The following is an 11,693-nucleotide window of genomic DNA, read 5'->3' as shown; positions in this document are numbered from 1 at the left end:
CGAGGAGGCCACGATGACTGACATCCGTGCCGGTACCGACCTCGGTGTCCGCCTTTGCGACCAGTGCGGGCGCCCGCTGCCCGCCCTGCACAAGAACGAGTACACCCCGATCCGCGCGAGGCTGGTCGCCGAGCTGGGCGTCTGCGTGTGCGCCCACGGCGACGACGTCCAGGTCCCCGACCGAGCCCCGTCCCTGCTGTAACCCAACCACCCCGACCCCTAGGTCAGGAGGTCGTGGAGGGCGGGGTTGTCGACGCCGGCGGCGAGCAGGCGGGCCGAGGCGCGGGCCGTCGGGTCGCCGAGGCGGGCCCGGTGCAGGTGGGCGCGGACGACCAGTTCGCGCATGTCGCAGCGGGCGGCCAGGGCGGCCAGCGCGTCGAGCAGCGGCCGGGCCCGGTCCGGCTGGTCCTGGTCCAGGGCGGCGCCGATCGCGGCGTCCAGGACGTACCCGTGCACCCACTGGTACCGGTCGGGCACCCGGCTGCACCGCCGGGACGCCTCGCCGAGCCACTGCGTGGCGCCGGGCGCGTCGGCGCGGGCGGCGTGCAGCCGGCCGAGGCCGCGGGCGGCCATGCCCTCCCAGCACGGGTCGCCGAGCTGGCAGGCCAGCGCCCAGGCGTGCGCCAGCCCGTCGGCGGCGCCGTCCACGTCGCCGGCGTCCAGGTCGAGCTCGGCGCGCAGCGACTGCGGCCACGGCAGGAACGCCAGCCACCGCTGCTCGTGCACCAGCTCCAGCGAGGCGCCCACGGCGCGGGCGGCCTCGCCGCGCTCGCCGCGCAGCAGGTACGCGCGGGCCAGCAGCGACAGCGACCACGCCCGCTGCCGGTGGTCGCCGCAGGCGGCGGCCCGCTCGACCGACTCACCCAGATGCCCGAACGCCGCCGGGTAGTCGCCGGCGTCGGAGGCGTTCATGCCGCGTACGCCGAAGATGGCGGCCAGCTCCGCGTCGGTCTCGGCGATCGCCTGCGCCTTGGCCAGCCAGGCGTCGGCGGTGCGGCGCCGGCCGGCCTGCACCTCGACGAAGCCGAGCTCGCGGTGGGCGGTGACCGCCGTGGCCCGGTCACCGGCCCGCCCGGCCAGCTGGATCGCCTCCTCCAGCACCACCGCGCCCTCGTTGTCGCGGCCCCGGACGGCGTGCACCAGCGCGCCGCCCAGGGTGGCCAGCGCCCGGGCCCGCAGCGCGTCGTCGCGGCAGTGCGCCGCCTCGGTGACCGCCCGCCGCAGGCATTGCATGCCGGCGTCCACGGCGCCGGCGGCGATCGCGGCGCGGCCCGCGTCGAGCTGGCTGACGGCCGCCGCCCGGCCGCCCAGCGGGGACGCCATCGCCGAGCCGGGGCCGGCGGTGGCCGCCTCCCGCAGCGCGGGGGACGGGTCCATGCCCAGCTCCCGGCGCAGCAGGTCGGCGCAGACCTCGACCTGCCGCAGCGCCGCCGCCTGGTCGCCGCTGACCGCGAGGCAGCGCACCAGCAGCTCGTGGTTGCCCTCGTCGAGCGGGTTGTGGGCGACGGCGCGGGAGGCGTACCCGATCGCCTGGTCCGCGTCTCCGGCCGCGAGCAGCGTGACCGCCTCCTGCCGCAGTCGGGCCTCGACCGCCGCGGACACCCGGTGCCGCGCCACCAGCAGCCACGACTCGAACTCCAGGCAGGACGGCAGCTGCACCCCCTCCAGCAGCTCGCCGCCCGCCTCGCCGGCCGGCCCGGCGATGGCGTCCGCGCCGGTCGCCCACAGCGCGTCGACGACCACGCCGGCGCCGAGCGCCGCCGCCACCGGGTCACCCTGGAACGCGCCGGGCAGCGTCAGGGCCCGGCGCAGCTCGGCGAGCGTCCACCGCACCGCGCCCAGCGGGTCGTCGGCCTCGGCGAAGAACAGCTCCGCCAGGTGCTTGCGGCTCGGCGCCCGTTCCGCCAGCAGCAGGTACGCCAGCAGCGCCCACGCCTTGCGCCCCGAGGCGGGCGGACCGGCTCGCCGTCCCGCTCGATGGTGGGCGGCCCGAGCAGCCGGATCGTCACCATGTGGTCATGCCGCGCCAGTTTCATGACTAGCGCCGTACCCCGATCGCTTCGAGGTACTCCGAGGGTGCGGCGACGGTGCCGTCGTCGGCCCGGTTGAACTGCCGGGCGACGTCGGCCAGGTCGTCGGCGAAGCGCTCGGTGTCGGCGCCGGACAGGGTGCCGGACAGCTTGGTGATCGGCCCGTAGAACTCCCGGAACCACTGGGAGAAGTGGGCGGGTGAGTGGTACCGGAAGACGTACTCGCGCTTGGTGAGGCTGACCCAGTCGACCCGGTCGCCGAAGAGCTCGGTCAGGCGTTCCGGCGTCCCCCACAAGGTCGGTGGCCGTACGCCGGCCGGCGGCGGCGCCCAGGTGCCGACGGTCTTGAACAGGTGGCCCACCATGCCGGCCGGCGTCCAGCTCGCCAGCGCGATCTTGCCGCCCGGGGCGGTGACCCGGACCAGCTCGTCCGCGGCCCGTTGCTGGTCCGGGGCGAACATCACGCCCACCGTGCTCAGCACCAGGTCGAACGACGCGTCCGGGAACGGCAGCTGCTCCGCGTCACCCTCGGTGAACGTCACCGGCAGGTACTCGGCGGCGGCCCGGTCCCGCCCCTGCGCGAGCAGGTTCGTGGCGTAGTCCACGCCGGTCGCCTCGGCGAACCGGCGGGCGGCCGCCAGCGCCGCGTTGCCCTGCCCGCTGGCTACGTCCAGCACCCGCTGGCCGGCCCGTACGTCCGCGGCCTCCACCAGCAGCTCGGCGATGATCTGCAGGGTGTTGCCGACCCGCGGGTAGTCGCCGGTCTCCCAGCCCGCCCGCTGCTTATTTTTGATCGACTCGAAGTCGATCGCCGTGCTCGTCATAACTGTCCCCTCACGCCGCCGGCGGCGGCTCGAAGGCAAGGAAACCGCCCAACCGTGTGACAGCGCGTGTGAGAGCCGTCAGCTGTTCCAGATCTCGGCGACGGCCGCGGCGACGGCGGCCGCTTGGGCGCGCCCGGCCCGTGCCGCCGGTGCCCGGCGGGCCGGGTCCAGCACGTTGCGGCCGATCGCCCGGCGGGCGGCCCGATCCGGCCGGACGACGACCACCTGGCCGGTCCGGCGCAGGGCGGCCACCTCGTCGGACAGGCGGCCGAACGCGCCACCGCCGGTGCTGGTCGGCGCGATGACGACGATCCGCCGCGCGCCCCGGGCCAGGTCCGCGTTGGTCGGCGACCGCATGCCGCCGTCCATGAACCGCCGGCCGTCGATGGTGACCGGCGGCCACACCCCGGGCACGGCGCAGCTCGCCCCGACCGCGTCGAGCAGGTCGACGCCCGCGTCCCGGTCGAAGACCTCGAACTCGCCGGTCGCGGTGTCGACCGCGGTCACCAGCAGCCGGGCCGCCGGCCAGGCGTCCGCGCGCAGCCGGCTAGCGATGACGGCCCGCCGTTCGGCCTCGGGCATCGTGCGCGCGGCCAGCGCCGCCCGGCCGACACGGCGCCGGAAGGAGCGCCCATCACGGGTACGCAGCATCGCCAGCCCCCAGCCGGCGAGGGTCCGCACGCCGATCCGCGCCGCGACCTCCGACCGCGGTGGGGCCAGCTGGAGGTCGTACAGCTCCGCGAGGGGCACCCCGGAGGTGACCTGCGCGGCGACGACCGAGCCGGCGGACGTGCCCACGAACAGGTCGGCGGCCACCAGGTCGACGCCGGCGTCGGCGAGACCGGTCAGGACACCCAGCTCCCACGCCACCCCGGTGACGCCGCCCCGCCAAGAACCAGTGCCCTGTCAGCCATGCGAGCCTCACCTCGCCCGCAGCGTACCCGCCGGTCACGTGGCCGGGAGGTCAGGCTGACTGGGGTTGGTAGCCGAGCCACATCAGGATCGCCTCGGACTGGCGGCGGACCTGGAGCTTGGCGTAGATGGTGCTGAGGTTGTTGCGGACCGTCTTGCTGGTCAGCGTGAAGTGCTCGGCTATCTCCAGGACGGTGTGGCCGGTGACCAGCAGCTCCATGATTTGCCGCTCGCGGGGCGTGAGGTCGCCCGAGGAAAGCGGCTCGGTCGACGCGGCGAACGGCGCCCGCAACACGTGCCGCAGCAGGGCGGTCGCCGCGACCGGGCTCAGGCAGCTCTCGCCCCGGGCGGTGGTGATCGCGGCCCCGACCAGGCAGACCTCCGGCGTCTGGCTGAGCACCAGGTAGCTGGTCGCGCCGTGGTCGAACGCGGCGACCACGTCCTGCGCGTCGAACTCGCGCGCCGCGACGAGCACGGCCGGCATGTCCCGGCCGAGCGTCCGGTACAGGTGCATGACGTCGGCGGCTGGTCGCTCGCTGTAGCAGACGACCACGTCGTCGGTGGCGCGTACGGCGGACAGGTTGCCGGTCACCCGCGGGCGCAGCGGGGTCAGGCTCGGTGGCTGCGCGCCGTCGTGGCTGACCAGCGCGATCGACAGCGACGGGAGCGCCGCCGCCTCCTCGGCCGTCGACACCAGGCACACCTGGTCGTGCTCGACCACCGTCGTGTCCGTCTTCATCGCAGGTGCCTCCTCGCGCCGTACCCGTACTTACGCGCGGTGCGGGACTTGCGTTCACCCACCTTCGTCCTCGGCGCGGAATCCGTGCAGGTCGTAGGAGAGGCCGCCGGCCAGGTACCGCTCGCGGGCCGTCGCCTCCTTCGCCGCCCGCGCCCGGCTGGCGGCCAGCACCGCGTCGACCCGGTCCGCGGCGACGACGACCACGCCGTCGCCATCCATGACCACGACGTCGCCGGGCCGGATCCCGGTGCCGCCCACGATGGCGGGCCGGTCCACCGTGCCGCGGTGCGTCTTGCCGGCGCCGCGCACCCGGACCCACCGGGTCCACACCGGCAGGCCCAGCTCCCGCAGCGTGTCCGCGTCCCGGACCGCGCCGTTGACCAGCACCCCGGCGGCGCCCTGGGCCCGGAGCTGGGTGGCCAGCAGGTCGCCGATCAGCGCCACCGGCACCGGGTTGTCCATGGTGAGCACCACGACGTCGCCGGGCCGGGTGCGGGCCGCGACCTCGTGGACGGTGCGGTTGTCCGCCGGGCCGCACCGGGCGATCCGGGCCGGGCCGGCCACCGCGCTGCCCGGGATCAGCCGGATGAAGTCCTCGTCGACCAGGCCCTGCCGGCCGGACGCCTCGTACACGGTGGCCACGCCGAGGCGGGCGAGCTCGCCGAGGCTCATAGCGCGCCCACCACGTTCGGGACGATCCGCTGGAACGCCTCGGCGTGCCGGATCGCCTTGTCGCCGGTGACCTTGCGGGCGTGGTTGGCGCGGTGCCCGGCGCGTTCGGTGTAGTACTGCCGCAGGTACGCCTGCGCGCTCATCGCGGCCATGGCCGCGGCCTTCGCCTCGAACACCGCGGTGATGTCGACGAACACCGACGGGACGAAGCCGCACAGGTCGGGCTGGTGCGGCTCGAACACCAGGAACTCCGACGGCGGCGCGGTGCGGAACCCGGCCTCCACGACGGCGCCGGAGGTGAGCAACCGGGCCTGCGAGACCACCTGGTACGCCACCGGGTGGTCCGGGTTGAACGGGTCGCTCGGCGGGTGGGTGAGCACGACGTGCGGGGCGAACTCGCGCATCAGCTCGGCGAGCCGGTCCACGTCCTGGTGCGAGGCGTGCAGCGGGTAGTCGCCGAGGTCGAAGCACGTGAAGCTGGCCCCCACCGCCTGCGCCGCCGCGGTGGCCTCGGCGTGCCGGATCCGCTTGACGTTCTCCACCGTCTGGCCGGGCTCCTTCCACAGTTCGCCGGACTCGCCGCGTTCGCCGTAGGACAGTGTCACCACCCGGGCTTCGCCGCCGGCCGCGGTGTGCTTGGCGATCGCGCCCGCGGCGCGCCAGACGAAGTCGGCGCTGTGCGCGCCCACCACCAACATCTTGCGTACGGTCATGTCGCGGTGTGCCTTCCGGTCGTGAGTGGGGCGGGTCAATCGAGGAGAGAGGCGAGCCAGGCGCGGGCGGCGCGCGTGACCCAGGCGGGTTGGCCGAGTTCGTCCAGGTACGCCGCGGCGTCGTCGATCTCGTGGACCCGGCGTGCGGCGTGCGTCCTGCTGCCCTCGACCAGCCGGTCGATCAGCGCGCCCGCGTCGCCGGACAGCTCGCCGACGATCTGGCCGCGCAGCCACGGCTCCTGCCCCGCGGCGACGGCGGCGGCCTCGCACTCCAGCAGCACCGCCGCCAGGCCCTTCATGAAGACGCTGCGCAGCAGCTTGCGGGACGCCGCCGCGCCGGCCCCGCCGGGGATGGTCTCCACCGGTACGCCCACGGGCCGGACCAGGTCGGCGAAGGCGCCGGCGCCGGTGCCGCTGGCGATGAGCGGCGTGCCGGCACCCCGGCGGGGGACCGGTGCCAGGACCGCGACGTCGGCGAACGCGACGCCCCGCGCGGCCGCCGTCGCCGCCACGGTCCGTTTCAACGCCGGCGAACCGGTGTTGAGGTCGGCGTACACGGCGTGCCTCGGGCAGTGCGGCAGTGCCGCGCGGGCGACCGCCTCGGCGGCGCGGGCGCCGACCAGGCTGATGACCAGGTCCGCCCCGGCCATCGCGTCTGGCGCGGTCGGCACCTGGTCGACGCCAGGGGCGTCTTCGATGTCGAGGCGCGCGTACGGGTCGAAGCCCCGCACGGTGCACCCGGCGGCCCGCAGGTCGCGGGCGTAGATCCGGCCGGCCTCGCCCAGTCCTAAGATCGCGATCACCGCCACGGTTGCTCCCCTTGTCAACAGATGGGTGGCAAAAGTGTTGACAATCTTGTCGGCAAAGTCAACCGTGTGGTGTGGCTGGGCCCGGCCGTGGCCCAGCCGTCAAAGGGCGCGGGTGGCGGCGCGGCCGGCGGTACGGCCGGAGAAGAGGCAACCGCCGAGGAAGGTGCCCTCCAGGGCGTTGTAGCCGTGCGCGCCGCCACCGCCGAAGCCGGCGACCTCGCCCGCGGCGTAGAGGCCGGGGATCGGCTGCCCGTCCGCGCCGAGCGCGCGGGAGTCCAGGTCGGTCTGGATGCCGCCGAGCGTCTTGCGGGTCAGCACGTGCAGCTTCACGCCGATCAGCGGGCCGGCGGCCGGGTCGAGCAGGCGGTGCGGCGCGACGGTACGGCCGAGCCGGTCGCCGATGTACCGGCGGGCGTTACGGATGCCCTGGATCTGGGCGTCCTTGCTGAACGGGTTGGCGACCTGCAGGTCGCGCGCCTCGATCTGGGCGCGGATCGCGGCGGTGTCCAGCAGCGGCTCGTCGGTGAGCTGGTTCATCCGGGCCACCAGCTCGTCGAGGGTGTCCGCGACGACGAAGTCCGCGCCGTGCCGCTTGAACGCCTCGACCGGGCCGGGCGCGCCCTTGCCGAGGACGCGTTCGCGCAGGAAGGCACGCCGGTCCTTGCTGGTGATGTCCGGGTTCTGCTCCGACCCGGACAGCGCGAACTCCTTCTCGATGATCTTCTGGGTGAGGATGAACCAGGAGTGGTCGTGCCCGGCGAGGTCCGGCGCGGTACGCAGGTGCCGCAGAGTGCCGAGCGTGTCGTACCCGGGAAGGCATGGCGCCGGCAGGCGGCGGCCGAGGGCGTCGAGCCACAGCGAGGAGGGGCCGGGCAGGATGCGGATGCCGTGTCCGGGCCAGATCGGGTTCCAGTTCTGGACGCCCTCGGTGTAGTGCCACATGCGGTCCCGGTTGACCAGCCGTACGCCGGCGCCGGCCGCGATGTCGAGCATCCGCCCGTCGACGTACGCGGGCACGCCGGTCACCATGTGGGCCGGCGGCCGGCCGAGGCGGTCCGGCCAGAAGCTGCGGACCATGTCGTGGTTGGCGCCGATGCCACCGGTGGTGACGATGACCGCCTGCGCGGACAGCTCGAACGCGCCGGCCGCCTCCCGGCTGGACGTGACGCCGCGCGGCGCGTCGTCGGCGGCGAGCACCGCGCCGCGTACGCCGGTTGCCGCGCCGCCGGTCAGGACCAGCTCGTCGACCCGGTGGCGGTGGTAGAAGCGGAGCAGGCCCGCCTCCGCGGCCCGCTGGGCGGAGCGGACGAACGGCTCGACCACGCCGGTGCCCGTACCCCAGGCGACGTGGAAGCGCGGCACGGAGTTGCCGTGGCCGTTGGCGCGCAGGTCGCCGCGCTCGGCCCAGCCGACGGTGGGCAGGAACCGGACGCCGTGGGCGAGCAACCATTCGCGTTTCTCGCCGGCCGCGAACTCGACGTACGCGCGGGCCCACTTGATCGCCCAGGCGTCCTCGTCGTGCAGGCGGTCGAACTGGGCGCTGCCCTGCCAGTCGTTCCAGGCCAGCTCCAGCGAGTCGCGGACCCGCAGACGGCGCTGCTCCGGCGTGTCGACCAGGAAGAGGCCGCCGAACGACCAGTACGCCTGCCCGCCGAGGTTGGCCGCGTTCTCCTGGTCGACCAGGGCGACCGTACGGCCGGTGCTGGTGAGCTCATGGGCGGCGACCAGCCCTGCCAGGCCGGCGCCGACGACGATGACATCCGCATCCACGATACAGAACTGTATCGGATACATCTGCGTCTCGGATACATCTGTGTATCGGATAGGCTTTCCGTCATGGTCCGGGTCACGAAGCGGCGCGCCGAGACCCGCGCCCGGCTGCTCGACGCGGCGTTCCGGGTGTTCGCCGACAAGGGCTTCGGCCACGTCAGCGTCGAAGACGTCTGCCAGGCCGCCGGCTACACGCGCGGGGCGTTCTACTCCAACTTCGGCAGCCTCGACGAGCTCTTCTTCGCCCTGTACGACGAGCGCGCCGCCCTGATCGCCGGCCAGGTCGCGGAGGCCCTCGCCGCCGACGATCTGTCCGTCGATTCCTTGACCGTGGTCATCGAACGCGCCACCGCCACCCTGCTCCTGGACCGCGACTGGCTGTTGATCAAGAACGACTTCCTGCTCCACGCGGCCCGCTACCCGGCGACCGCTGAGCGGCTGGCCGCGCACCGCGACCAGTTGCGCGCCGCGATCGAACGCCGCCTCGACGCCATCCACGACCGCCTCGCCCTGCCGCCCGCCATCGGCGACATCCCGGCCGCGGCCCGCGCGGTCGTCGCCGCCTACGACGGCGTCACCGTCCAACTCCTCCTCGACGGCGACGTACCCGCCGCCCGCGCCTGGCTCGCCCAACTGCTGGCCGCCCTGCTCAGCCGCTGACGGCCAGACACGCCCTAGCCCTCGGGTCGGCCCGACTTCTGGCGTTGGCCGGCTTCTAGGATTGGCCCGATGACGACGGAGAGCGATCTCGATCTGGCGGGCGGACGCCGGCTGCACGTCCACGACACGGCCACGGACGGCGAACTGCCCGTCGTCTGGCTGCACGGCACGCCGAACACCGGCGAGCCGCCGGCGCCCCTGCTGCCCGCCGCCGCCGAGCGCGGCCTCCGCTTCGTGTCATACGACCGCCCCGGGTACGGCCGTTCCACGCCCCGCCCCGGCCGCAACGTCGCCGCGGCCGCCGCCGACGTCGCCGCGGTCGCGGACGCCCTGGGCATCGACCGGTTCGCGGTGATGGGGCACTCCGGCGGCGCCACCCACGCCCTGGCCTGCGCCGCCCTGCTGCCCGACCGGGTCCTCGCCGCGGTGTGCGTCTCCGCCATGGCACCGTACGACGCCGGCGAGCTCGACTGGTACGCCGGCATGGCCCCGGCGTGCGTGGCGCTGCTGCGCGCGGCGGCCGAGGGCCGGGCGGCGCTCGTGGCCCACCTGGCGGCCACCGAGTGGGATCCGGAGGAGTTCACGCCCGCGGATCACGCCGCGCTCGACGGCGACTGGTCCTGGCTCGGCGCCATCGCCGGGAAGGCCCTCGCGGGCGGCCCCGACGGCATGCTGGACGACGAGCTGGCCTATGTCGCGCCGGTCGGGTACGACCGCGAGCGGGCAACCGCGCCGATCCTGTTCGTGCACGGCGCCGAGGACCGGGTCGCGCCGCGGGCGCACGCCGACTGGCTGGTACGGCACTGGCGCTCGGCGGAGCTGTGGCTGCGCCCGGACGACGGCCACATCTCGATCCTCGGCTCCGGCGTGGCCGCCCTCGACTGGCTCCGCTCGATTTACTCGGCTTACTCGGCGTCGAGCTGGTGGTCGGCCCAGACGTAGCTTTCGGGCAGCAAGTCGGTGATGTGGACCGTTCGGACGCGGTCGCCGTCACCGACGATGACCTTGAGGGCGGCGAAGTAGTCGAGCAGGACCTGGCGGCACCGGCCGCACGGGGAACAACTCCCCGGTCGCGGTCGCCCACGGCGACGATCGTGTCGAGCTCGTAGGCGCCCTGAGCGGCCGCCGCGCCGATGAGGAGCAGCTCGGGCGCCATGGTGTGGTTGTCGCCCCGGAGGACGGGTGCGAGCGAGCGACCTGCCTGGTCCCTCATTCGCGTTGGTGGTAGGTGTTCCGCCGCGGTCGGCGCTCCAGGTCCACATAGGCGGGTGGGATGAACTCGGGCATCCCGTCCGCCGCGATCCGGACCGTCCAATGTCCACGGTGGATCAGCCTATGGTGGTAGCCGCAGAGCATGACGCTGTTGTCCAACGTGGTAGGCCCGCCGTCGGCCCACGACCGGACGTGGTGCCCGTGACACCAGCGCGGTGGCCGGTCGCAGCCGGGGAACGCGCAGCCCTTGTCCCGCAACTCCAGCGCCCGCCGCAACGGTCCGCTGATCAACCGTCGGGTGCGGCCCAGGTCGAGGATCTGCCCATCGCCACCCAGGATGGCGGGGATGATTTTGGCGTCGCAGGCCAGCCGGCGCACCTGCTCCGGACTGAGCCGCTCACCGGTGTCCAGGGTGCCTACGCCAAGGGCCAGGCGCAGCACGTCCAACGACACCGTGACCACCACGTGCGGCCGCTCCCCACCGTTCTCCGGCAGGTCCTCGGTCCGCATCGCCAGGTCGCAGATCTCGACCAACGCATCAGCGCGACGTTGGGCCGGGGTGCGCACATCCACGTCATGACGCGGAGCGCACAACGGATCCAACGCTGCGTTCACCGTCGCCGCGCCGTCCTCGTCCAGCCAGCCCGTCAGCCGCACCCGTCCGTCACCGTGCCGGGTCAGATGGAACGCCCGCGTCTGCCGCGCCCTGGCCTCCATCCGCTCCAACGCCTCCGCGTCGGCAGCCTCGGCAAGCTCCGGCGCCACATACGCGAGGATGCCCTCGCCGTAACGGCGCAGCGTGTTCGGCTCGAACTCGGCGGCCCGACCAATCATGGCCTTCTCCGCCTTGCCCACCACGTCGGCGGGAAGACGCTGTAGCGCGGCCGCGATCACCTGCGCCTGCTCGGTGTTCACCAGACCGTCGGCGACCGCCTTGGCCAACACCGGCCGCGCGTCCAACGCCTGGGCCAGCTCCAGCATCCGCTTGGCCGCGTGCGGACTGATCCGCAAATGCTCGCGCAGCCATGCTTTCGTGCTGGAGGCGTGCTGCGCAACCGCGAGACCCCGGCTGTCGATCTCCCGAACCAGCCGCGACTGCAACGCCACGACGGCCTGGGTGATGGCGTGGACGGCGTCCAAGGATTCGACGAGTTCGTCGTCGCGTAGCGACCAGGTTGGTGTGTGGACGCTCGCGTCGGCCGTGGCCTTGAGCTGCGTCAACACGTCCGGCATCACTCCTCAATTCTCGTACAGGCGTCCGAAGATCGCCGCCCTGTCGAGCGGCCAATTTGTTGATCAGGGAGTAGCTCGCGCGTGTCGCCGGCGGGTCGGCGAACTTTCTGACACGGGGC

The 11,693-nt window shown here is 74.0% G+C and carries 12 protein-coding genes; 3 read left to right on the top strand and 9 right to left on the bottom strand.

Going from position 1 to position 11,693, the window contains the following annotated elements:
* Positions 1–13 precede the first annotated feature (13 nt).
* Positions 14–202: a hypothetical protein gene (locus tag Prum_RS46020; protein ID WP_173084853.1), complete on the top strand. Its 189-nt coding sequence runs from the start codon at positions 14–16 to the stop codon at positions 200–202.
* A gap of 17 nt (positions 203–219) precedes the next feature.
* On the opposite strand, the gene Prum_RS46015 is transcribed toward Prum_RS46020, so the two are convergent.
* The 8 genes from Prum_RS46015 to Prum_RS45980 all read right to left on the bottom strand — a co-directional run bounded on the left by Prum_RS46015 (position 220) and on the right by Prum_RS45980 (position 8,469).
* Positions 220–1,833 (bottom strand): AfsR/SARP family transcriptional regulator, encoded by a 1,614-nt coding sequence (locus tag Prum_RS46015; protein ID WP_173085633.1) that lies wholly within the window; start codon positions 1,831–1,833, stop codon positions 220–222.
* A 205-nt stretch (positions 1,834–2,038) separates the two neighbouring features.
* Positions 2,039–2,854 carry a class I SAM-dependent methyltransferase gene (locus tag Prum_RS46010; protein WP_173085631.1) on the bottom strand — a complete coding sequence of 272 codons (816 nt, stop codon included), beginning with the start codon at positions 2,852–2,854 and terminating at the stop codon, positions 2,039–2,041.
* A gap of 78 nt (positions 2,855–2,932) precedes the next feature.
* Positions 2,933–3,724, bottom strand: a complete 792-nt coding sequence (locus Prum_RS46005; RefSeq protein WP_246278778.1) for a patatin-like phospholipase family protein — start codon at positions 3,722–3,724, stop codon at positions 2,933–2,935.
* A 94-nt stretch (positions 3,725–3,818) separates the two neighbouring features.
* On the bottom strand, positions 3,819–4,505 hold the full coding sequence (locus Prum_RS50410) for a response regulator transcription factor (RefSeq protein ID WP_218577905.1): 687 nt from the start codon (positions 4,503–4,505) through the stop codon (positions 3,819–3,821).
* 54 nt (positions 4,506–4,559) lie between these two features.
* A complete protein-coding gene (locus Prum_RS45995) occupies positions 4,560–5,177 on the bottom strand; it encodes an RraA family protein (protein WP_173085629.1) in 618 nt (205 codons plus the stop codon).
* The gene (locus Prum_RS45990; protein ID WP_173085627.1) at positions 5,174–5,890 is read right to left on the bottom strand and encodes a PIG-L deacetylase family protein; all 717 of its coding nucleotides are present in this window, start codon (positions 5,888–5,890) and stop codon (positions 5,174–5,176) included. The genes Prum_RS45995 and Prum_RS45990 overlap by 4 nt, the downstream gene beginning before the upstream one ends.
* Before the next feature lie 35 nt (positions 5,891–5,925).
* A complete protein-coding gene (locus Prum_RS45985) occupies positions 5,926–6,699 on the bottom strand; it encodes a DUF1932 domain-containing protein (protein WP_173085625.1) in 774 nt (257 codons plus the stop codon).
* Positions 6,700–6,798: 99 nt separating this feature from the next.
* Positions 6,799–8,469 carry an FAD-binding dehydrogenase gene (locus tag Prum_RS45980; RefSeq protein WP_173085624.1) on the bottom strand — a complete coding sequence of 557 codons (1,671 nt, stop codon included), beginning with the start codon at positions 8,467–8,469 and terminating at the stop codon, positions 6,799–6,801.
* 66 nt (positions 8,470–8,535) lie between these two features.
* Here Prum_RS45980 and Prum_RS45975 point away from each other — a divergent pair, with 66 nt between their 5' ends.
* Together Prum_RS45975 and Prum_RS45970 are read left to right on the top strand one after the other, a co-directional pair.
* Positions 8,536–9,129, top strand: coding sequence for a TetR/AcrR family transcriptional regulator (locus Prum_RS45975; protein ID WP_173085623.1), 594 nt, complete (start codon positions 8,536–8,538; stop codon positions 9,127–9,129).
* A 69-nt stretch (positions 9,130–9,198) separates the two neighbouring features.
* Complete coding sequence (locus Prum_RS45970) at positions 9,199–10,071, top strand: alpha/beta fold hydrolase (protein WP_173085622.1); 873 nt, start codon at positions 9,199–9,201, stop codon at positions 10,069–10,071.
* Positions 10,072–10,338: 267 nt separating this feature from the next.
* Here the strand turns inward: Prum_RS45970 and Prum_RS45965 are convergent, their stop codons facing one another.
* Positions 10,339–11,574, bottom strand: coding sequence for an HNH endonuclease signature motif containing protein (locus Prum_RS45965; protein ID WP_173085621.1), 1,236 nt, complete (start codon positions 11,572–11,574; stop codon positions 10,339–10,341).
* Positions 11,575–11,693 lie beyond the last annotated feature (119 nt).

This window comes from Phytohabitans rumicis (genome assembly GCF_011764445.1).
Classification (GTDB): domain Bacteria; phylum Actinomycetota; class Actinomycetes; order Mycobacteriales; family Micromonosporaceae; genus Phytohabitans; species Phytohabitans rumicis.
The sequence above is the reverse complement of the archived record's forward strand: the minus strand, read 5'-3'. Positions and strand labels throughout refer to the sequence as shown.